General features: G+C 43.1%; 26 protein-coding genes and 1 tRNA gene. 16 read left to right on the forward strand and 11 right to left on the reverse strand.

Annotated elements, in window-relative coordinates:
* Positions 1-66: 66 nt before the first annotated feature.
* The 6 genes from N4599_RS03465 to N4599_RS03490 all read right to left on the reverse strand — a co-directional run bounded on the left by N4599_RS03465 (position 67) and on the right by N4599_RS03490 (position 7,196).
* Positions 67-1,407: an APC family permease gene (locus N4599_RS03465; protein ID WP_260902001.1), complete on the reverse strand. Its 1,341-nt coding sequence runs from the start codon at positions 1,405-1,407 to the stop codon at positions 67-69.
* A gap of 304 nt (positions 1,408-1,711) precedes the next feature.
* On the reverse strand, positions 1,712-2,518 hold the full coding sequence (thiD, locus tag N4599_RS03470) for a bifunctional hydroxymethylpyrimidine kinase/phosphomethylpyrimidine kinase (RefSeq protein WP_003712837.1): 807 nt from the start codon (positions 2,516-2,518) through the stop codon (positions 1,712-1,714).
* A gap of 21 nt (positions 2,519-2,539) precedes the next feature.
* A complete protein-coding gene (locus tag N4599_RS03475; RefSeq protein WP_260902003.1) occupies positions 2,540-3,877 on the reverse strand; it encodes an APC family permease in 1,338 nt (445 codons plus the stop codon).
* Positions 3,878-4,087: 210 nt separating this feature from the next.
* Complete coding sequence (gene tdcB / locus N4599_RS03480; RefSeq protein WP_260902005.1) at positions 4,088-5,119, reverse strand: bifunctional threonine ammonia-lyase/L-serine ammonia-lyase TdcB; 1,032 nt, start codon at positions 5,117-5,119, stop codon at positions 4,088-4,090.
* A 48-nt stretch (positions 5,120-5,167) separates the two neighbouring features.
* Positions 5,168-6,271, reverse strand: a complete 1,104-nt coding sequence (locus tag N4599_RS03485; RefSeq protein WP_034537919.1) for an alanine dehydrogenase — start codon at positions 6,269-6,271, stop codon at positions 5,168-5,170.
* A gap of 484 nt (positions 6,272-6,755) precedes the next feature.
* A complete protein-coding gene (locus tag N4599_RS03490; protein WP_062814184.1) occupies positions 6,756-7,196 on the reverse strand; it encodes an Orn/Lys/Arg family decarboxylase in 441 nt (146 codons plus the stop codon).
* Between N4599_RS03490 and N4599_RS03495 the strand changes: the two genes are divergently transcribed.
* The 3 genes from N4599_RS03495 to N4599_RS03505 all read left to right on the forward strand — a co-directional run bounded on the left by N4599_RS03495 (position 7,118) and on the right by N4599_RS03505 (position 8,870).
* Complete coding sequence (locus N4599_RS03495; RefSeq protein ID WP_260902008.1) at positions 7,118-7,453, forward strand: GNAT family N-acetyltransferase; 336 nt, start codon at positions 7,118-7,120, stop codon at positions 7,451-7,453. The two genes, N4599_RS03490 and N4599_RS03495, sit on opposite strands and share 79 nt — an antisense overlap.
* A gap of 18 nt (positions 7,454-7,471) precedes the next feature.
* The gene (rpiA, locus tag N4599_RS03500; protein WP_260902010.1) at positions 7,472-8,155 is read left to right on the forward strand and encodes a ribose-5-phosphate isomerase RpiA; all 684 of its coding nucleotides are present in this window, start codon (positions 7,472-7,474) and stop codon (positions 8,153-8,155) included.
* Positions 8,156-8,258: 103 nt separating this feature from the next.
* Entirely contained in the window at positions 8,259-8,870 is a 612-nt protein-coding gene (locus N4599_RS03505) for a sugar O-acetyltransferase (RefSeq protein ID WP_062814185.1), read from the forward strand.
* Positions 8,871-8,959: 89 nt separating this feature from the next.
* Here N4599_RS03505 and N4599_RS03510 read toward each other — a convergent pair whose 3' ends face one another.
* The 3 genes from N4599_RS03510 to N4599_RS03520 form a co-directional block, all read right to left on the reverse strand.
* Positions 8,960-9,601 (reverse strand): amino acid permease, encoded by a 642-nt coding sequence (locus N4599_RS03510; RefSeq protein ID WP_260902013.1) that lies wholly within the window; start codon positions 9,599-9,601, stop codon positions 8,960-8,962.
* A 558-nt stretch (positions 9,602-10,159) separates the two neighbouring features.
* Positions 10,160-11,248 carry a tyrosine-type recombinase/integrase gene (locus N4599_RS03515; protein WP_260902016.1) on the reverse strand — a complete coding sequence of 363 codons (1,089 nt, stop codon included), beginning with the start codon at positions 11,246-11,248 and terminating at the stop codon, positions 10,160-10,162.
* 407 nt (positions 11,249-11,655) lie between these two features.
* On the reverse strand, positions 11,656-12,132 hold the full coding sequence (locus N4599_RS03520) for a helix-turn-helix domain-containing protein (protein ID WP_260902019.1): 477 nt from the start codon (positions 12,130-12,132) through the stop codon (positions 11,656-11,658).
* Between the two features lie 166 nt (positions 12,133-12,298).
* Here N4599_RS03520 and N4599_RS03525 point away from each other — a divergent pair, with 166 nt between their 5' ends.
* The 13 genes from N4599_RS03525 to N4599_RS03585 all read left to right on the forward strand — a co-directional run bounded on the left by N4599_RS03525 (position 12,299) and on the right by N4599_RS03585 (position 19,177).
* The gene (locus N4599_RS03525) at positions 12,299-12,481 is read left to right on the forward strand and encodes a helix-turn-helix domain-containing protein (RefSeq protein ID WP_260902022.1); all 183 of its coding nucleotides are present in this window, start codon (positions 12,299-12,301) and stop codon (positions 12,479-12,481) included.
* A gap of 13 nt (positions 12,482-12,494) precedes the next feature.
* Positions 12,495-12,767 (forward strand): helix-turn-helix domain-containing protein, encoded by a 273-nt coding sequence (locus tag N4599_RS03530; protein ID WP_260902023.1) that lies wholly within the window; start codon positions 12,495-12,497, stop codon positions 12,765-12,767.
* A gap of 40 nt (positions 12,768-12,807) precedes the next feature.
* Positions 12,808-12,954 carry a hypothetical protein gene (locus tag N4599_RS03535; protein ID WP_260902025.1) on the forward strand — a complete coding sequence of 49 codons (147 nt, stop codon included), beginning with the start codon at positions 12,808-12,810 and terminating at the stop codon, positions 12,952-12,954.
* Positions 12,955-13,260: a hypothetical protein gene (locus tag N4599_RS03540; RefSeq protein ID WP_260902027.1), complete on the forward strand. Its 306-nt coding sequence runs from the start codon at positions 12,955-12,957 to the stop codon at positions 13,258-13,260.
* A gap of 148 nt (positions 13,261-13,408) precedes the next feature.
* A complete protein-coding gene (locus N4599_RS03545; protein ID WP_260902030.1) occupies positions 13,409-13,687 on the forward strand; it encodes a hypothetical protein in 279 nt (92 codons plus the stop codon).
* Positions 13,687-14,721 carry a phage NrS-1 polymerase family protein gene (locus N4599_RS03550; protein ID WP_260902033.1) on the forward strand — a complete coding sequence of 345 codons (1,035 nt, stop codon included), beginning with the start codon at positions 13,687-13,689 and terminating at the stop codon, positions 14,719-14,721. The genes N4599_RS03545 and N4599_RS03550 overlap by 1 nt, the downstream gene beginning before the upstream one ends.
* 4 nt (positions 14,722-14,725) lie before the next feature.
* Positions 14,726-16,390, forward strand: a complete 1,665-nt coding sequence (locus N4599_RS03555; protein WP_260902035.1) for a virulence-associated E family protein — start codon at positions 14,726-14,728, stop codon at positions 16,388-16,390.
* A gap of 364 nt (positions 16,391-16,754) precedes the next feature.
* Positions 16,755-16,958, forward strand: coding sequence for a hypothetical protein (locus N4599_RS03560; RefSeq protein ID WP_204780685.1), 204 nt, complete (start codon positions 16,755-16,757; stop codon positions 16,956-16,958).
* Between the two features lie 5 nt (positions 16,959-16,963).
* On the forward strand, positions 16,964-17,161 hold the full coding sequence (locus N4599_RS03565) for a sporulation protein Cse60 (protein ID WP_260902037.1): 198 nt from the start codon (positions 16,964-16,966) through the stop codon (positions 17,159-17,161).
* A gap of 57 nt (positions 17,162-17,218) precedes the next feature.
* Complete coding sequence (locus tag N4599_RS03570) at positions 17,219-17,671, forward strand: hypothetical protein (RefSeq protein WP_260902039.1); 453 nt, start codon at positions 17,219-17,221, stop codon at positions 17,669-17,671.
* Positions 17,672-17,835: 164 nt separating this feature from the next.
* Positions 17,836-18,438: a hypothetical protein gene (locus tag N4599_RS03575; RefSeq protein ID WP_260902041.1), complete on the forward strand. Its 603-nt coding sequence runs from the start codon at positions 17,836-17,838 to the stop codon at positions 18,436-18,438.
* A 75-nt stretch (positions 18,439-18,513) separates the two neighbouring features.
* The gene (locus N4599_RS03580; protein ID WP_260902043.1) at positions 18,514-18,894 is read left to right on the forward strand and encodes a hypothetical protein; all 381 of its coding nucleotides are present in this window, start codon (positions 18,514-18,516) and stop codon (positions 18,892-18,894) included.
* Positions 18,884-19,177, forward strand: a complete 294-nt coding sequence (locus tag N4599_RS03585; RefSeq protein WP_260902045.1) for a hypothetical protein — start codon at positions 18,884-18,886, stop codon at positions 19,175-19,177. Before N4599_RS03580 ends, N4599_RS03585 begins: the two co-directional genes overlap by 11 nt.
* A 311-nt stretch (positions 19,178-19,488) precedes the next feature.
* Here N4599_RS03585 and N4599_RS03590 read toward each other — a convergent pair.
* Positions 19,489-19,561, reverse strand: a tRNA-Glu gene (locus N4599_RS03590).
* Positions 19,562-19,619: 58 nt separating this feature from the next.
* Positions 19,620-19,961, reverse strand: a complete 342-nt coding sequence (locus N4599_RS03595; RefSeq protein ID WP_260902047.1) for a hypothetical protein — start codon at positions 19,959-19,961, stop codon at positions 19,620-19,622.
* Positions 19,962-19,973: the final 12 nt, after the last annotated feature.

A 19,973-nucleotide genomic window follows, 5' to 3' on the forward strand; every position in this document is an offset into this window, starting at 1 on the left:
TTCAAGTTCGAACAAACTTGAAGGCTTATTTGCATTTCTCTTTGCATTACGGAATCATAATAACATTTATTTATCAAATACCTGAGCGTACTTTTTTGTATATAACATATAGATAATCAAACCTACTGCTATCCAAATAACATAGCTCATCCAAGCTGTTACTGAAATATTTACTAGCAAAATCAGACAAATAAGTACTGATAGCGTTGGAATTGTTGCTCCACCAGGGATCTTAAAGGGACGCTCCAACTCTGGTGACTTTTTGCGCATGACAATAGCAATTACTGAAATTAGTAGAAATACTAATAATGAACCAACATTGGCAATCAATGCCAGATAATGCAAATCAAATTCCCCTGCTAAGATTGCTGCCAAACCACCGACTAGCCAAATAGCTCGATTTGGACTGTAGGTTGCTTGGTTAACTTGCGCCAGTTTACTAGGTAAAAACTGGTTACGACCCATTGATTTAATAATGTTTGATCCAGCATAGATAAACGCAAACACTACTGCCATAATCCCCAATATTGCACCAAATGATACTATTTCTGCAATAAAAGTATGCCCTTTGGTTAACAGAACGTAAGACATTGCTTCAGAAACATTAAGGTATTTATATTTGACAACACCTGTCATAACTAAGCCGACTACAATATAAAGTAACGTAGACAATGATAACGAAATCAAGATAGCTCGTGGTAACGTTTTGTTCACATTTTTAGCATCTTCTGCTGAGGTTGCTAAAGCATCAAAGCCTAAAAAGGAAAAAAATACTGCTGAAGCACCTCCAAAAACTCCACTAACGCCATACGGGAAAAATGGTCGATAATTGGCTAAATTTATATCACGAAAACTAATGATAATAAATAACAAAATAATGGTTAATTTAACCCCGACCAAGATATTATTAACAATTTTGCTCTGACTAGTGCCCCTAGTTAGCACAAAAGTAATTAATAATACCATTAAAACTGCTGGAAGATTTATAATTCCACCATTGCTAGGGGCTGCCAGCATGCTTTGTGGTAGTTTAACGTTTAATTCTCCAAGGAAAGAACTAAAATAACCGGTCCAGCCATTTGCCACTGTCGCAGTAGTAGTAATGTAGACGCCAATTAATGTCCATCCTGCTAAAAAGGCCGCGAAGTTACCAACGGAAACCCAAGCATAGAAAAAGGCACTCCCTGAGTTAGGCAAACTGGTGGCCAGCTCTGCATAACATAAACCAATTAGCCCGCTAGCAACAGCGGCAATTAGAAATGATAAAGTAACTGCTGGTCCCGAATCTTGTGCCGCTACAATTCCGGTTAAAACTAAGATTCCCGTGCCGATAATGGCACCGATTCCTAAAATTGATAAATCAAATAATCCTAAAGTTTTTTTCTTTTTCGGTATGTCGTCTTTCATACCAAATTAGACTCCTTTCGATAATTACGTTTACTCAGACTATAAAAAAAGCATTTATGGATAGCAAAAACTTTACTCACTGTTCAGAATATCAACTGCTTCTGTTGCGTAAAGAAATTGTTTCTATAAATACTTTTAAGTCACTGTCCAAATGGCAAGTAATATAATGTCTGAAACTACTGCAATTACTTCAGTAGTCAGTCATCGTGAAATTCAAAAAGCAATCAAGTAACCCTGGTAGTTTAATCCAGCTGAAGGAACTCGTCTTTTAATAAAGCACTAATTTACGTAACGAATCAACCTGTTATTTGCTATGCGCGTTCCAAAGATTAATTGGACCATGACGATGACCAACAATAATTGGTTTGGAGATTGAATCATAAACAACATTTTTAGCTATTTCCGCTGCGGTAAATAAATCATTACCTTTAGCGATTTCAGCAGTAATAACTGCTGAAAAGACATCGCCAGTTCCATTTAGTCTTTCTGTACTTACATAGGGCATCGATAACCATTGGTAACTACCATCAGCTTTAAGCACTAAATCCTCAACTTTCTCTTGAGTAGGATTTTCATGCTTTCCTTTGACGATTACGTTTTTTGCGCCCAGTTCCTGAAGACGCTTAGCTGATGTCATCATTGACTCCCGTGATTCGATTTCCACACCGCTTAGAGTCTGTGCTTCGAAGGCGTTGGGAGTAATTACATCCGCCATCGGAATAATCAGTTTAACAAAGTCATCATAGGCTTCATTATCAAGTAGGAAGTTACCGTGCTTAGTGATGATAACTGGATCGACAACCAATTTACCAAAACTTTCTGGGGCAAAGTTTCGATGAAAGCATCTGATAACTGCGCTTGTGCCTAACATTCCAGTTTTGGTAGCCGCAATCTTGAAATCCTTTTTCAAAGCAGCAAACTGATGATCAATAAATTCAGTCGGCATTAGTACTTGATCTGAAATTTCATATGAGTTTCCAGCAACTGCCGCCGTTAAAATCCCCATTCCATAAACTCCTGAAATGAAAAAGGCATGCAGATCAGCCGGCATTCCGGCACTACCATCACAATCGTTTCCTGCGACTGTTAATACTTGAACTTTCGAATTCATAATTATCCCCACCTTAAGGACTTAATGTTCAACCTTTGCATTCTTCTTTTGCATGTAGAAGTAGATAGGTACACCAATCAGCGTAATTACAATCCCGATTGCAGTCGTCGTAAACTGTTGAATCAGCGTACTAATCAGGATAAATGCACCACCAACTAAAGCAATCAGTGGAATTACTGGATAAAGCGGTACCTTGTAAGGACGCTTCAAATCTGGGCGTGTCTTCCGCATCTTCATAACACCGATAAATACCATGCAGTAGAAGAACCAAATGACAAAAATCAGCATATTAGTAATAGCGTCAAACTGACCAGAAAGCATCATCAAGCAGGCAATGATGTACTGAACAAGTCCTGAAGCCCATGGGACACCAGCCTTGTTCAATTTTGCAAAGAAATTGCTGAATGGTAACGTTTTTTCCTGTCCCATAACATATGGAACACGCATCCCAGTCATGGTGTAACCGTTCATTCCGCCATAAACTGATACCAAAATACCAATAGTAACGATCTTACCGCCGACACCACCAAAAATCTTATCAGCAACAGCCATGGAAACATTCAAGTTACCAGCAACTTGGTTAACAGGAACAACGTAGTAGAAAACAGCGTTGACCAGCAGATAAACCGTGATAACAATCAACAGCCCAACTGCAATCGCCTTCGGTAAATCCTTTTGTGGATTCTTCATTTCACCAGCTAAGGTTCCAACGTGAATCCAACCATCGTAGGCGAACATAGTTGCTAGTAAAGCTGTCCCTAACGCAGCCCAGAGTGCACGGTGTGGACCAGCTTCGATTGGGAAGAGCCGAAAATCAACTCCACCTGGGTGCAAGAATCCTAGAATAACAATTGCCGCCAGTGGCAACAACTTAATGACCAAAGTTACAGAACTTACCCAGCCACCACACTTAGCACTAATAAAGTTAAGCAAGGCAACTGAGAGTGCGGTAATCATTCCGACTGGAACAATCCATGAATCTGCTAAATGGAACAGTCCTGCAAATTGGGTTCCAAATGCGATTGCAATCGCCGCAACATTGGCAGGCATATAAACAATACCGTAAGCCCAGCCAGTTAAAAATCCCCAGAATTTACCAAAAGGTTCTTCGATGTACTTAACGATCCCCCCAGTTTCCGGGAATGCAGCTGCTACTTCAGCGGCCGTTAACCCGGCACACATATTAATAATTCCCCCAAGGAACCACGCAAATAATGCCAGACTAATGGACATGGTCGCCGTGGTTACCGCGGATGCCTTAAAGAACACCCCAGTACCAATAATTGTACCAGCAACAGTTGATAACGTAGCACCAAAGCCTAAAGACTTTTTCATGTGCTCATCATTATTCTTTGCCATTGCATTTACACCTCACATTTTATTATTAAATAATATGGCGAATAAGTGCAAAACGGTATTAGTAGAATAACACCTACTGCAGTTATCAATGTTTAGCTCATACTCTAATACCGTTTAACATCGCTTACCAAAATAGACGCCAACATCTATTATAATATTGGCGCCTAATATTATGACCGTAAATTTTAGATTAGCAATTATTAATTACTATTAACCAATACTCTTGTTAGTTGGCTTGAGGAATTCATCAATAATATGTGATACCCGGTCAAGGTCGACATTACCACCAGAAACAAGGCCAACAACATTCTTACCCTTGATGTACTTGTCATCAACCTTGTGAGCTTCAAGAGCAGCGGTTGGCAATGCACCGGCACCTTCAGCAACAATCTTAGTACGTTGCAAGAGATCCTTCATTGCTTGTGCAATTTCTTTTTCATTAACAAGAACGATTTCATCAACTAACTTGTCAACAATTGGGAAGGTCAATGAACCAGGCATAGCAACATCAGTACCATCAGCCAGAGTAAAGTCGTCGTGGTGGTAAGTCAGCTTACCCTTGTTAACGGATTCAGCCATACCGTGAACATTTTCAGATTGAACACCAACAACGTGAATACCAGGGTTGAAGGACTTCAGAGCAGTAACAATCCCTGCCATTAATCCACCACCACCAACTGGAACTAAGACAGTGTCAACATTCCACAGGTCATCGAGAATTTCAAGACCAATAGTACCTTGACCCGCCATAACGTACTTGTCGTTAAATGGGTCAACAATAGTCTTTCCTTCCTTCTTAGCACGTTCAAACATCCATTCGTGTGCGTCATCGAAGGTAGCCCCGTGAATATCAACTTCAGCACCGTAACCAGCAGTAGCAGCCCGCTTCATCATTGGTGCTTCATCTGGCATAACAACAGTCGTGTCGATGCCCAAGAGCTTACCACTCAATGCAACCCCTTGTGCGTGGTTACCGGCAGAAGCAGTAATAACCCCACGTTCTGCTTCTTCCTTTGATAAGTGTTGCATCCGGTTGTTAGCTCCACGGAACTTAAATGAACCGGTTAATTGCATGTTTTCCAGCTTCAGGAATACATTAGCATCTGCAACCTGACGGCTTAAGAACATTGATTGAATAAGAGGTGTTTTCCGAGCATATTTACTGATAGTAGCCTTGGCGTCTTCAATATCCTTAATGTTTAAAATGTCTTCTGTCTGTGCGACAACATCGTTTGTAGCCATAATACTAACCTCCAAAATTAGTAAACCGAAGCGACAACCAAGCTAAAATTAAAGATCCAACTCAGTGTAAGGCAGGTCAAGAGAATCTGCCAAGCCCTTGTTAGTAACCTTACCTTCGTAAACGTTGACCCCACTCTTCAAGGATTCATCAGACTTAATTGCCTCATCAATACCCTTGTCAGCGATTTCCAGAAGGTAGTCCAAGTTACCAGCAGCCAGTGCCATCGTGGCAGTACGTGGAACAGCACCTGGTTGGTTAGGAACAGCGTAATGAATTACGCCATACTTAGTAAATACTGGGTCATCAATGGTAGTTGGGTGGTCAATGGTTTCAACAGTACCACCTTGGTCAATGGCAACGTCAGCAATAACACTGCCCTTCTTCATTGACTTAACCATGTATTCCTTAACCAACTTCGGTGGACGGGCACCTGGAATAAGAATAGTTGAAATAAACAGGTCTGCATCCTTGATTTCCTTAGCAAGGTTTTCTTCATTAGATTCAACAACCCGAAGGTTCTTGCCTGCATACTGCTTTTCAAGTTCCTTAATCCGCTCTGGGTTCTTTTCAATAATTACAACTGAGCAGTTCATACCAAGTGCTAAGTCAGCAGCAGCAATAGCGGCATTACCACCACCAAAGATAACAACGTTGCCAGCTGGTACTTCAGCGGTTCCTGGTAAGAGAATCCCTTCACCACCGTGCTGAGCTTCCAGATAGTAAGCACCCATGATTACGGAACGGCGCCCTGCAATGTGACTCATCGCAGAAAGCAATTCCAGCTTACCATCCTTAACAATAGTTTCAGCACCAATAGCGGTAGTGCCAGCCTTCATCATTGCCTCTACAGTTGGCTTGGAAGATGCAAGGTGTTGGAAGCCCCAAACAACTTGCCCCTTACGGAAGTACTTGTATTCTTCGGCATCTGGTTCCTTAACCTTGATTACCAAATCAGCCTTCCAGCCGTCTTCGTGTGAAACAATCTTGGCTCCAGCCTTCTCGTATTCAGCATCGTCGAAGCCTGAACCAGCACCGGCATTTGTTTCTACGAGAACGGTGTTACCGGCTTTAACCATTTCCTCAACATTGTGAGGAGTGGCAGCAACCCGGCCTTCACCTTCCTTTTGTTCCTTAATAACAGCAATTGTCATACTCATACTCGAAAACCTCCCTTTTCTTTTGAGTACGCTTTCATTCACTATTATCTAAAAAGTAAAAGATTTTATTCACATTCATAAAAAATGTTTGATTGCTATAATCAGCCAATTTACTATGGTACCAACGTTAGTAAGCGTTTTATTTATTCTGTGTAATTTTTAACTTATTTTTCAATGAGAAACTACTAATCGTTTATTAATCACACAACTTGTGAAATTTAAAACACGATATTAAGCCTTATCTACCTTGATATCACCGCTAAATTTAATCGAATTTCACAAAGAATTTATAAGAATTCTAGTTGTTAATGTCCAATACGGTATATCATTAATCAAATCTAGAAATTGACATTGAGATAGTTTTAAAATTTCAAGGCCTAAAAAAGGTATGGCCCCAGCAAAATGCCAAAACCATACCTTAACGGTTTAATTATTCAAATTTATTTCACTTTCTTTCAAGTGCCCGCTCTGCTTATCCCTATTTATCGCTATATTTAGCTTCCGTCTTATCGTCAAGTACTTCACAATAAGCAACAGTTTTACCATTCTCTTTCTTAAAGTAAACCCCTTGAATTTCAGGAGCAAATCCTGGAAAGGCATTGATTCCCTTCAGCAAAATCATGAAATACTTTTGAGCTGTCTCGGACCATTTTTCACCAGGGACAACACAGAAAATACCAGGTGGATATGGGAGCGCTCCTTCAACTGCAGTGTGGCCTACAACATCTTTAAGTTTAATCAATTGGACATTGTTATGAAGCATTTCTGTATCAGCATCGATTGCGCTCATAGTCTGCTCTGGGAAATACTTCCGCAAGAATAAGCGCTTTTGATATTCCTTTGTGTTGTTTTCTTTATAGAAATTGTGTAACTCTTGGCAAAGTTGACGATACGATTGCCGCAGAAAAACTGGTCGCAACGGAGACCAACGGCACCTTAATCGGCCAAATTGATTACCCCTTTGTCGACGCTGCCGCCAAGCGGGTTGTCTTAGAGCGGGGCTTTGTCAATCCGGCTTACCGCGGCCAAGGGATCGCCGGTAAGCTAATGGCCGCCTTTGTCGATTACGCGGATCAAGCGGGGCTGACGGTTAAATTAATGTGCCCGTATGCCAAAATGAGTTTTCAAAAGCACCCGGAATACCGGCGGCTCCTCGCCCCTGAAGAGCAAAACTAAGTTTGAGGTGAAATGAGAATGAATCAAAATGAATTAAAGGCCTTGGTCGGCCAGGCTGCCGTCAAGTTTATCGAAGATGGTATGATTGTCGGCTTGGGGACCGGTTCGACGGTGCGCTACATGGTGGATGCTTTAGGCAAGCGGGTCCAAGAAGAGGGCCTGAACGTAATCAGGGTCACGACTTCCAACCGGACGACGGCCCAAGCCCAAAGCCTGGGCATCACGATCAAGGACATCGATGAAGTCGACCACATCGACCTGTGCATCGATGGGGCCGATGAAATTGACACGGACTTTAATGGCATCAAGGGGGGCGGAGGCGCCCTGCTCTGGGAAAAGATCGTCAACAACGCTTCGACCAAGCGGATTTGGATCGTCGACGAATCTAAACTGGTCAAGCGGATCGGGAACTTCGGCGTGCCGGTGGAAGTAATTCCGTTTGGGGCCCAACACGTCTTTAACTACTTCGCCAAGCAAGGTTACCACCCGGCCTGGCGGTTAACGGACGATGGCGCCAAGTACCGGACCGACGAAAAGAACTTCATCATTGACTTAAAGGTAGGCGAAATCGCCGATCCAAAGGCGCTGGCCGAAGACCTGATCCACACGGTCGGGGTGGTCGAACACGGGCTGTTCTTAAACCGGGTCGACCAAGTGATTGTCGGGCGTCAAGACGGACCAGAAGTGCTGGATGTGAACTAGGCGCTGTTAGCAGCGGCGGGCAGGCCCCGTTGCTTTTTTACTTTATTTATGTAAGCGTTTCCGGTAAAATAAGGGGGGAATGTGATTTGAGGAGGAATCGAAAATGGAACTCAACACCCGTAACATGCTGGAGGGCAAACCCTACACCCCCGCCACAGCGGAATTAAACCGCTATGCGCGCCAAGGCCACCGGCTCAGCCACGATTACAATCTGACCTACGACGATCAGACCGAACAGCGGGCGGCCATTCTCGCGGAATTGCTGGGCGCTCACGGGCAAAATATCTACCTGCAAGGGCCGATCCAGTTTGACTACGGGCGCTTCACCACCATCGGCGATAATTTTTACGCCAACCTTAACCTGACCGTCCTGGACACCTGCCCGGTGACGATCGGCGACAACGTGATGCTGGGCCCTAACGTCAGCCTCTTGACCGCCAAGCACCCCTTAAGGTACCAACAACGCAATTTGCGCGAAGTCGACGGCCAGCTGTTGGATTACGAATTTGGCGCCCCGATTACGATTGAAGACAACTGCTGGCTCGGCGGTAACGTGACCGTCTTGGGCGGAGTTACCATCGGCGCCGGCAGCGTGATTGGGGCCGGGACGGTCGTCACCAAAGATGTCCCGGCCAATTCGCTGGTCGTTGGCAACCCCGGCCGGGTCGTGCGCCAGATTACGGAAGCGGACCGTTTACAGAACTTTCCGTGGTAACCAGGAAAAAAGGTCTTACAAATTCAAAAGCGCTAGCACCCACGTTCCTGAAAACGTTGGTTACCAGCGCTTTTTGTTGTTGCTACTTGTTAAGTTCCAGCCGAAAAGCTCGTTGCTTCCCAGTGAAAAGCCCAGAGCGTAATTGGAATTGAATCACTAACTCCTTTAAAGAAACTGTAATGGTGCGGATTCCACGAATTAACATAGGTATGACCATGGAACCAAAACCAACCACCAACACATAAAAATAGCACGGGGATAATAACCCCCCAAACCGTGAGTGACCCTAACTGGCCTGTTACTCGCGCACCCCAGAAGTTTGCAACAGTGGCAATAGCTAAAACAATCATTGTTGCGATAGCAACTTTAACCGGAGATAAAGTAATACCGAACACCATCTCACCATAACCAACTGTTGAAACAGCAATTGCGGTATTGGCAATTACTAATGAAAAAGCATAAGTATAATTAGCCATCATATTGCCATCCATACCAAAGGCATACTGAGCATATCCGCCCATTCCATCTTTAGTATTTTTAGTAAACATTCCACAACGAACAAAGACATATGCTAAGCATAGCACTCCTGTTAGGGTGACTAACCAAAAAATAACGGACATTGTACCAACCTGTGCTAGTTTTGATGGTAGCATAATAATTCCAGATCCCATCATGTTAACCGCAGTGATAATAGTTAGCTGAACAACCGTCATTTTCTTTTTATCAGCCATAAGAATAACCACTTCCTAATCTAACTTTGCTTCAGTTTGCATCGCTTCTAGAAAGCGCTCACATCAATTGACATTTATAATAATATAACGTTTTTTTCAACCCTTTAAAGCCAACCTTGTGACGTGATTAACTATATTTATTACTGTTGTAATTTTATTAACTTTAATCTCTATGTAACCCGTACAACATTATTCGCCAATACTATTAATGTTTTTAATGGCTCTCTAGTCAGAAGAGCTAACGGGAATTGCTATGTTACTATCACCTTTAACTTTCGATGAGGTCAACTACAACTAAATCAATAGAACACCTAATAGTTGACTTTTAGTACCACATATAAGTTTCAGTATCTATCGTTATACTGCCTGCCACTGGAACAAAATCGCTGGCTAGTCTTGCTCTCTGTTCTAAAAAATTCACAAAACAAAAAAGGTCGATGCACAAATCGATGCACATCAACCTTCTTTAGATACTAATTATAAAAAAATCACCCGCACGGGGACAACAACCCCTTGATATATCAAGGCTTAACGCCGTTTTTGTCGTGAGTTTGTCGTTTAAAGTTGGGCCAGCTTGTCAATGATAAGCGTGTCGTTTTTTGCCTTGTACTCATCAATCAAATATGAGTAAGTGTTAAGCGTCACAGTGATATTAGAGTGGCCTAGTCGTTTTGATATGGCGTAAATATCCACGCCCTGCCCTAACAAGTAGGCCACATGGACGTGACGCAGTGAGTGGAAATGAAACCCTTGCTTTTCAATACCACATGACACCATAATAGAGCGTAGACATTTATTTAGGGCGTTACTGGTGGGGATGGTTCCTAGCACATTCTGAAACACCATAACGCTGTTATTGGCTTTTAAGTCTGCTAAATGATTCAGCAGTTGCCGGTTAACCTTGATGGTCCGGTTGCTTGATTCCGTTTTAGTGGACTTAAAGGCCTTTTTCTTTTCGTCCCAGGATTTATTTACCCGGATGGTGGAATGCAAGAAGTCAACATCTTTCCATGTTAACGCCTGGACTTCACTTTTTCTCATCCCCGTGTAAATCGCCGTTAATATCATGTAACGGCTTGTATTATACCGGTTCAGCTTAGCTAACACAGCAGTTTTAAGGGTGGCTAACTCATCATTAGTTAAATACTGGACTTTAACTTTTTTATCACGGTTATAAGTCACCGTGACGTTATGGGTAAAGTCCTTAGTAATGACATCATCATCAATCGCATAACTAACCGCTGTCCTAATGGCACCATTTAACTTGCTGACTGACTTATAAGCATGGTCAGCACCATACCAGTTAATAAAGGCTTGGTAGTCTGACCGTTTAATATCACGCAGCCGGGTATCTTTCCAATACTCGTTAATCATTTTTAACATGATTCGATACTGATTCCGAGCACTAGCACTTTGGGCCTTGTTGGCTTTATACAGTTTGAACCAGTGTTGGAAGTATTCAGCTAGCGTTACGTCTTTCAAGTCAAGATTAACTTGGCCCAATTTAGTTTCTAACTCATCGGCTGCCGCTAGTGCTTCCCGCTTTAACTTGAAACACCCTGCTGACTTCTGGTGCCAATTGCCATCGTTATCTTGGTAACTGGCATATCCGTAGTAACCCTTATTAGCTTTTCTTGCATAACTCATTGTATTACCTCCTGTCGCACAGCTTGCCGGCGTTTTGGACTGGAAGTAATAGCCGATAAGGGAGCAACCCCATGATTATGTATGCTTGAATAACACCATGTGACAGCTCAACAGAGAGCTATCACAGGTTGTAAAGGGGTATCTGTTTTGGACGCCCCCACTGCTTAACCTGATTCGGCGATTTACCGACTTGGGTTCCCTACGGTACTGTTTTGGCAGGTGTCGCATTTCGCTACTCCTCCAAGGATTAGGGCGCTTCGTACTGAAATCAAGTACGCAGGTCAGTACCCTGTTTTAGGGTACTGGTTCTATATATTTCGCAGGTATTTAGAAACTATATTCAGCTATCTAACTAGCTATATCAGCAGAACGGGCTAAGTTCAACTTAGGGCCATCCCCAAGCAGAGTTATTTATTTGCGCCATTTTGTTTTTGGTGAGAATGGACAAAATCCAAGCTCGCCTTAGCTAAATCATCTTTAAAATACGCTAGAGCGTCTAGTGATAACCCATAGAAATCCCCCACCGTAGAAACCAAAACGGGTTCTTTAAGGTGTTGCTGCACGTCACCGTCCGATACTGCTAATTCTCTTAATTCATTAATATAATTCTCCACTATCGTAAAACTATCGAGCAATTCTGTAAGGTTTCGACTTTTATAATCAGTAGGTAATTTGGATATTCCCATTAAATAGGTAACTGAAACATTACCTAATTCGGCGATTCTTTTGAGTCTTCTCTTATTAGGACTTCCACCATGTTCCCACCTTGAAACGGCGCTTTTAGGCGCAGGCGGGTTAAATAGTTGGCCGAATTCTTCCTGGCTTTTTCCTAATCTTAATCTTATTTGTTTAATTCGGTCACCTAATTCCTTATTTTGTGGCAAACGACATCGCCCCCTAGTAGCATTCAAAAAAGTTCAATTTTTATATTGACTTGAGTATAAAATACTTTTATTATGTAGTCAACGAGGTTCAAAAAAGTTCAGTTAATAGCCTCTTTTTATTTTTGAATTCATGTTCAAAAAAGTTTCGTTTTAGGAGTGAGAGCAAATGACAGCATATTTCAGTTATAAGCAGGCTATGCAGTACATGGGTATCAAGTCAAAAGCAACCTTTGATAAGTACCTAAAGAATGGCTTGCCAACTATTCTAATTGGGAAGTCCAAGCGCATTGCAAAGTCTGACATTGACGAGTTCATGGCTGCCCACCGTGTGACAGCTAAACAGGATTAAGGGGATGAATTACGTGGACATTGATTTACAACTACCGCCGGAACTCAAGGCAGCCACCCTAAACATGGTGACGGCGGCTATTGATTCAGCGGTAAAGGAAGTAACCAATAAAAATAGCTTCCCGCCGTTTTTAACACAGCAAGAAGCCTGTAAGTATCTTCATATTGCGCCAAGCACTTTTAATAAGTGGGACCGTGAATATCACATTCCTGTAATCAAAATTGATGGAGTAAAGCGGTACAAGCGGGATAGTTTAGATGAATTCATGAAGCAACTAGAAAAGTAAGTCACAGCTTGCCGGCGTGAAGTGACTGGAGGACATAACTATGAAACTATTAGCAACAATTGACCATCGCATATTGTCATACTGGAACACGGCCCCCAGTGAACGGGGATGGGCTTATCTGGCGACATTCGTTCCACTGGCCGCCCTGCTATGTTCTATCATCAGCGAATTTATTGGAGGTATGTAAATGAAATTAGACCAGGAAGAACAACAATTATTACAGCTGCTGCCACATGGGGTTAGTCATCCCCGCCCATTGCGTGAGTTAGTGAAACTGACCGGCTGGAATGGGCGCAAGGTCCGGGCCATTATCTACCGCTTGATTGTGGTCCACCATCAACCAATTGGGGCCACGAACCAGAAACCCGGTAATGGCTACTTCATCATTACCAACGACCAAGAACGGCAGCAAGCGTTGGCCCCGCTAACGTCACAAATTCAGATGATGACTAAACGGGCGCAAGTAATCAGCAGAACAGAACTAAAGGGCTAGATAAATGAGGGTACAAAAAAAGCATATATCAAACGAAACTTTGGCGAGTGGTGTTTGGTATACGCTGACAAGTGAAGTTTTTTGAATTTCACGCTATACCCATATTTTACCAAGCCTAGCAATTAAATTAAAGGATTGGTGTTTAAGAATGAAGAATGATTTAGATTTTGATTTAAGTGATATTCAAACTACGAACGAAACCCAAGCCGGGTTGCTAGCTTCCTTAGATGATACCCTTGCTTATATTTTAGACCCGTTAATTGGTGACGAGTACCCGGATGATTCTAAAACGTCAACGGCAGTTTATGAATTAGTAAGGGACCATCAAGCTATTAAAGCCTTGTTACGGTGCCTAAAGTCCACGACTGAGGACCAGGCCGACAAGTTGGAAGATGCTTATCAAAAATATGTAGAGGGGGCCGAGTAATGGACTTCCCGGAAGCAATGAAGCAAGAACGCCGCTGGTGTGCCTGGTTCTATCATGATGACCCGCAGCACCCAGACGACACCCATAAGCGTAAGAAAGTCCCCCATGACCTGAACAGTCCTAAGTGTCGGGGCCTGGCGTCAAGTGTGGGACCAAGTACGTGGGGAACCTATCAACAAGCACTAAACACTTACACATTTGCCCAAGCTAATCCCGAGCGGGCCAGAGTGATGAATTATGGTGGGCCGGGATTCATGGCTGGCGGCGGCTGGTGTTTCCTAGACCTAGACAACATCCCCAATGAAATCGACGATTACAGCCCAGACCAGGACGGCTTAGTTAACCAGCTGCTGGACCTATTAGGTGATACCTATTGCGAGGTCAGCCAGTCGGGGTTAGGATTGCACTTCATTTTCAAGGTTGATGACACCGTAGAGCAATTCAGCACCAAGCAGCACGGCCGAGAGCTGTACACCAGTGGCCGGCTGGTCGCCTTGACTGGTAAAGCCCTAGATGATGACTTACCACTTAAAATCAGCACTATCAGCCAACCCATGTGGCAGCAATTACACCAATTATTGTTTGGCGAGTATGCACCACCGGGCCAGACTGGTAACAGTGATTTCAGCAATACAGAGCTATCACATGGGGTGTTAAGTGATACGGGGGTGGCCGTCATTGATTCCATTATGCAAAGTACGGACGCCAAGCGATTTAATTGGTGGCTGACGGCTGATTTACCTATTGAGAGTACCAACGTCACCGGGAAGCAATTCCCCGATGAGAACGGCCAGCTAATCAATTACGACCCATCGGCCCAAGATATGGCTTGCTGCAATATGCTGGCCTATTGGGTCCGCCAGGTAACCGGTGATTACGACAGCCGATTAATTGATGAGGTATTCAAGCAAACTAATCTGTACCGTCCCAAGTGGAACCGAATGGACGGCGGCGGGACTTACGGCCAACGGACTATAAAGCAAGCCATCGACCACAAACGCCAGCAGTTAGAACGATATATGAGGAGGTATTAATTGAATGAGTGAAGAGAAAGATAAACAGAGCGCCACAGAAAAAGCCGAATGGGCCGCCATCAATTCTTTGGCGCTGCAATACGTCAAGAAAGACACGGCCCATGAGCTGGCTAATAAAATCACCGCCGATATTAACAAGGCGTATGGGGATGAAACCAACCAAAAAGCACGAGAGCAGGCCACTAAATTAGCCAGCCAGCTAGACGAAAAGAATTCTAACTATCGGATGATGACTATCCTAAAAGCTGTTGATAGCACCCTGTTGGGGATGACTAATACCATGAGTTCGATTAAAGCGGCAAAGCAAGGAATGCTGAAAACTGATAAAGGGGTTATCAAACCCAATTCACGGGAGAACGTCCGGCTAATCTTTGAGCATGACCCCCATTACCAAGACTTATTCAGATACAACAGCTTCACCGAAGAGGCAGAGTATAGAAAAAGCACCCAAGCGGGTTTCGTTTCGATTGATGATGACCTAATAGCCAACCTGGCAACTGATATTGAACGCTATTATCGGATGATACCTACTGATAAGGCGGTAACGGATGGCTTGCTGTTAGCTGCTAAGGGCCATCCATTTAATCCCATTAAACAACGTATCGAAACGGTGCAATGGGACGGACAACAACGGGCGGCTAACTTTTTCATTGATTACTTAGGGGCTGACAATAACGAATATGTAAAGGCTGTTACTGAAACATGGCTGGTGGGCCTGGTTGCCAGAGTATACCGGCCCGGAATTAAGTGTGACATTATGCCGATTCTTGATGGTAAACAGGGTATCGGAAAAAGTACGCTGGTTAGCCTGCTATGTTCACCACCATATTTTGAGGACAGTTTAAGGACAATGGGCGCTGATAAGGACGACCTTATTAAAATTCATAGTGCTTGGGTGGTCGAAATTGGCGAACTAGAAGCCATGACTAATACCAGCTTGGACCGAACCAAGGCGTTTATTTCGGCCACAAGTGATAATTTTCGTTCCCCCTATGGGCGGATTCGGGAATATCATCCCCGCAAGAATATGTTTATCGGAACCGTGAACCGGTCGGAATATCTACACGACTTAACCGGTAACCGACGTTTTTACCCCATTCATTGCGAGAAAAGTAGGGCCAGGAAGCCTATGCCGGCACCGGGTGACTATAACAATGCTGACATCTTGCAAATCCTAGCGGAAGCCAAAGTGCTGTTTGAACAGGGGCACGCCTTGAAGTTACCGGACAAGCTGGAACGAGTGGCCCACGATAAGCAATCTAAGGCAATGGCCGCCGACCTGCAAGCCGATTTAATGCTGGAATACAGCGAATTACTGGTACCTGATGATTGGGACAGTTTCAGCATTTACCAGCGGCAACAGTATTGGAAACGATATAGGGAACACGGTGAATATGGTAAACGAGTTGTAACTGGCACTGGTGAGAACAAGACAAGTGATTATATTCTATTTGAGCCGGACCAGCTGCATAAGCTGCCACAGTTTACTAATACCGAGTTACTGGAAGTCGTGTTTGAACAGAACGGCCGAGAAATTGCACGGGGCGGACGGAACCCGCTAACTGCTAAGATTTCGATGGTATTTGATAATAACGAGAATTGGAATAAAAGCGACAATTGCAAATTATTTGGAAAGCGACGCAAAGGGTACAAACGACATAGCGCTTAACACGGTACTGATTAAATAACACGGCTGGAACGGTTAAGCGTGTAGGCCCTAGCACTTACAGCCCCAAGGGATTAAGTGACATTATACACGGTACACGGTTATTTTTCTCTCAAAGACTTTTTTCAGAGTACACAGAGGAACAGGAACCATATATAAATATATATTCTTTTAAGAAAAGAAGTGTGTTACCGTGTTAAACCACTGCTAGCGCCTTACGTGCCAAGGGCTCAAAGCATACACGGTTAGCCGTGCTTTACCGTGTTAAACCGTGCAAAGTACCCCACCATGTGACAGCTAACAGGGTTGATATTGGCGTACTAAACAGGAGCTGTCACAGGGGGTTAGCATAAAGGAGTGACTAAACATGATAATGAACGAATACGGACAACCATACACCCGTTATATACCTGGCGTAGAACGCTATTTGGACGGCGTGCCGTACAGCAGTAATAAGGAATACCTAGCAGCCATCAATAGCCGCATTAAGGAATTAAAGCACCTGGCCGCTAAGGTAAGCAACAGTAGCGAAACACTGGACTGGAATAGTCCAATTTACATTAGGAGGTAATTAAAATGGCTAAAGTTAAATTCTTTGAAGCAAATAATTTTTACAGCTCAAGAGAGCGAAAATTTGTTACTGAATTTCCTGAAAAACTAGAACAGCAAATTAATGACTTTATCAAGGGCAAGACGGTAGTTGATATTAAGTACCAGCTATCAGTTTCCGAGGACGATGCATATTATTCTGCAATGGTGATTTATGATGACTGAATTAGCAACTACTCCGCAATAGTGAACCTGTCAAAACCTGACATTTTTATTAGGGGGATGAACGTTATTTTTGATTTTGAACTGCCGAAAAACTTAGACCGCCAGGCGACCATAAATAAAGCACGCCACTTTTTAGAAACAGACTTTCAGAAATGGCGTCGCTACTCTGATTATGAAAATCTACTGTCATCCCCTGCTATTACTGGGCTACCCCAACGTGGTAGCACTGAACCAGATAAACGGTTTATTAATCATGTGACCTATCGGCAATTAGTAGATATTGTTATCAAAGTAATTAATTCGTTAACAGAAAAGTATGGACAACCTATTTTATACGGTCGTTATGTAAAAGGTTATCCCGTTAAAACTATTTGCCAACAGCTTTTAATAACAACTACACCGTTTGGAAACCATTCACAGAAAGCATTAATTGAATTCGCTAATTTATTGTATCTGGCAACTGCTCAATTTGGCGATGAGTTAGTTATAGATTTGCGGGTAATGAAGTAAACAAAAAAAAGACGGCTCTAATTAGCCGCCGTTCATGAACTGTTGATACCTATATTATATCACGGGCAGGAGGGATTTTAATAAACCGTGATGACGTTTGCTACTTAGGATTAACAACAATCAACTCTAATAAATTTATAGAATTGGAAAGGAAGTATATAACTATGGATTATACATTAACAATGCAGGACATCGCACAACTAGCAGATAAGGCAGGCAATATTTATCAAGGCTTAGATAGGAAAATTAAAGAAAATCATAAAACATACATCGACCCTACTTTACAGGACCAGAAGGACACTCAAACGGCAGCCGGTCAAATTGATTACCTTTGCCAGCAAGCCCAACAGCAGCTAGACAAGGCAATTGCGGAAAAGCGAAGCCAGATTAACGGCCGCTATCATGGCGATGTTACGGCGGACCAATTAGCCAACGTCAACCAGCTTGCCAATTATAACGACCTATCCAAAGACGAGCTTCAAGGCTACCTTGACAAGTACAAGGACAACTTGCCGCTTCTCAAAGCGTTTGAAGCCGTTGTTAAGGCTAAGGGTTGGCGAATTGATGGCCTGACATACGACAACGAAATTGAGTTCCTGAAACGTTTCAAGGCTTCAATGCAAACTATCGTTGATGGTATGAAGAACGGGTCGCCAAAGGGATTGCCGCTTGAAACTAAGATTGCAGCTAATATGGCAGCAGACCGGGTCAAGGACTGGGAAACAAAGACCAATAACCCGACCTATACTTTGCAGCGTATGCACTAGAATTTTTGGACGACCAATGGTGGCCGTCCTTTTTCAAAGTGATTAGTTTTGAACAGTTTTGACAGGAGATAAAAAATGAAAGAAAAGAAGTTGACGCCAAAGCAATTAAAATTACTTAACGCCCTATTCACTGAGCGAACTATACAAGACGCCTACAAAACCGCAGGTGTAAGCGTGGCTACCGGCCAACGTTACCGGCAGCTCCCCCGCTTTATAGCGGCTTACGATAAACGGCAACGGGCCTTAATCAACGCCACTAATAACCGTCTAAGAGCGTTAAGCGGTCAAGCAGTAGAAACATTAGCGGACGTGTTGAACGACCCAAAAGCGGCTAATACTGACAAAGTACGGGCAGCTAAAGTTGTGCTTGATACCACCTACAAGAACATCGAACTTGAAGAGTTACGGCGGCAAGTTGACAAATTAGAAAAGGAGCAAGGAATAAATGAATATTGAAAGTTTGCGGCGCCGGGTACAGCGTCTTGCAGAAAGCAATCCACAAGCAACGGTAATAATCGCAACGATTAATGGGCGTGGTATCATCCATATGAGCAACAACGGCGAAGAAGAAGTTTTTGCCACCTGGAAAAGTGCAGCCGACTATTTAGAACGGCTTAAAGCATCATTGCGGGGCGAATTAACTATTATCTGGGACGATATACCGCTAAGAGTTGAGAATAAGGAACTATTTAAGAAATGGGAATCTTTTCTTGACCAGTATGGCCACGACGAAGAGTGATATAATTAATAACGTCAGTGCCCTTGCTATCATGGAAAAGGTAGTAAGTCACGTTTCAAAGTATCAGTGCAATTAAAATTAATTTTGCATTGATACTTTTTTTATTTGCTTTTTTTGTCGTCAACATCCCCACAGGGCAAAATAAAAAGGCCGCCTAATTGGTGACCTATTAACGCCGGCAAGAAATAAAATTTTGTCGTGAGTTTGTCGTGGACTTGCTAAAAAATACGTTTTTATAGAATTTCAGAAAAATAAAAATGCTGGTATATCAACGTTTTAACACCATTGATAACCAGCAGAAAATAAAAAAATCACCCGCACGGGGATCGAACCCGTAACTCCGCCTTGAGAGGGCGACGTCTTAACCAATTTGACCAGCGGGCAATAACGTACAAGTAGAATTATACGTTATTCGACTATTCACTGTCAATAGTTTTAACAATTAATTCAAACTACTTTGGGGGTCAATCAAAATCGACTCTGACAGGAGAATCTCATTATACAGTTCAAACAAATACTGGTGCAGCCCTTCCCGCTGAGCAATCATGTTCAAATAATTCCGCTCCGCGCGGAAGGCCCACAACAGTGCTTGTCGTTCTAAGTCACATTCTTCGGGTGTAAACTCATCATTGTGATTGCTAATCGACCACTGCTTCCAGAAGTCACGCATCGTCGTGACCCCTTTTTGGTCGCGCAAATCATAAAGAACACTGGCCCGAATATTATCCGGGAGGTAGATCTTATCAACCGCGGCAATTCCTTCCCGCACCATTTCCCTTCGCAACTGCCCAACGCG

The organism is Limosilactobacillus oris, from assembly GCF_025311495.1.
Classification (GTDB): Bacteria; Bacillota; Bacilli; order Lactobacillales; family Lactobacillaceae; genus Limosilactobacillus; species Limosilactobacillus oris_A.

What these genes read in the sequence shown, in the direction of transcription:
- N4599_RS03555 (WP_260902035.1), top strand. Translation starts at nt 14,726, where the DNA reads ATGAGTGAAGAGAAAGATAAACAGAGCGCCACAGAAAAAGCCGAATGG.
- thiD (WP_003712837.1), bottom strand. Translation starts at nt 2,518, where the DNA reads ATGAATTCGAAAGTTCAAGTATTAACAGTCGCAGGAAACGATTGTGAT.
- N4599_RS03505 (WP_062814185.1), top strand. Translation starts at nt 8,259, where the DNA reads ATGGAACTCAACACCCGTAACATGCTGGAGGGCAAACCCTACACCCCC.
- N4599_RS03540 (WP_260902027.1), top strand. Translation starts at nt 12,955, where the DNA reads ATGAAATTAGACCAGGAAGAACAACAATTATTACAGCTGCTGCCACAT.
- N4599_RS03585 (WP_260902045.1), top strand. Translation starts at nt 18,884, where the DNA reads ATGAATATTGAAAGTTTGCGGCGCCGGGTACAGCGTCTTGCAGAAAGC.
- N4599_RS03485 (WP_034537919.1), bottom strand. Translation starts at nt 6,271, where the DNA reads ATGACAATTGCTGTTATTAAGGAACAAAAGGAAGGTGAAGGCCGGGTT.
- N4599_RS03575 (WP_260902041.1), top strand. Translation starts at nt 17,836, where the DNA reads ATGGATTATACATTAACAATGCAGGACATCGCACAACTAGCAGATAAG.
- N4599_RS03525 (WP_260902022.1), top strand. Translation starts at nt 12,299, where the DNA reads ATGACAGCATATTTCAGTTATAAGCAGGCTATGCAGTACATGGGTATC.
- N4599_RS03560 (WP_204780685.1), top strand. Translation starts at nt 16,755, where the DNA reads ATGATAATGAACGAATACGGACAACCATACACCCGTTATATACCTGGC.
- N4599_RS03550 (WP_260902033.1), top strand. Translation starts at nt 13,687, where the DNA reads ATGGACTTCCCGGAAGCAATGAAGCAAGAACGCCGCTGGTGTGCCTGG.
- rpiA (WP_260902010.1), top strand. Translation starts at nt 7,472, where the DNA reads ATGAATCAAAATGAATTAAAGGCCTTGGTCGGCCAGGCTGCCGTCAAG.
- N4599_RS03570 (WP_260902039.1), top strand. Translation starts at nt 17,219, where the DNA reads ATGAACGTTATTTTTGATTTTGAACTGCCGAAAAACTTAGACCGCCAG.
- N4599_RS03545 (WP_260902030.1), top strand. Translation starts at nt 13,409, where the DNA reads ATGAAGAATGATTTAGATTTTGATTTAAGTGATATTCAAACTACGAAC.
- N4599_RS03565 (WP_260902037.1), top strand. Translation starts at nt 16,964, where the DNA reads ATGGCTAAAGTTAAATTCTTTGAAGCAAATAATTTTTACAGCTCAAGA.
- tdcB (WP_260902005.1), bottom strand. Translation starts at nt 5,119, where the DNA reads ATGGCTACAAACGATGTTGTCGCACAGACAGAAGACATTTTAAACATT.
- N4599_RS03465 (WP_260902001.1), bottom strand. Translation starts at nt 1,407, where the DNA reads ATGAAAGACGACATACCGAAAAAGAAAAAAACTTTAGGATTATTTGAT.
- N4599_RS03580 (WP_260902043.1), top strand. Translation starts at nt 18,514, where the DNA reads ATGAAAGAAAAGAAGTTGACGCCAAAGCAATTAAAATTACTTAACGCC.
- N4599_RS03535 (WP_260902025.1), top strand. Translation starts at nt 12,808, where the DNA reads ATGAAACTATTAGCAACAATTGACCATCGCATATTGTCATACTGGAAC.
- N4599_RS03515 (WP_260902016.1), bottom strand. Translation starts at nt 11,248, where the DNA reads ATGAGTTATGCAAGAAAAGCTAATAAGGGTTACTACGGATATGCCAGT.
- N4599_RS03475 (WP_260902003.1), bottom strand. Translation starts at nt 3,877, where the DNA reads ATGGCAAAGAATAATGATGAGCACATGAAAAAGTCTTTAGGCTTTGGT.
- N4599_RS03510 (WP_260902013.1), bottom strand. Translation starts at nt 9,601, where the DNA reads ATGGCTGATAAAAAGAAAATGACGGTTGTTCAGCTAACTATTATCACT.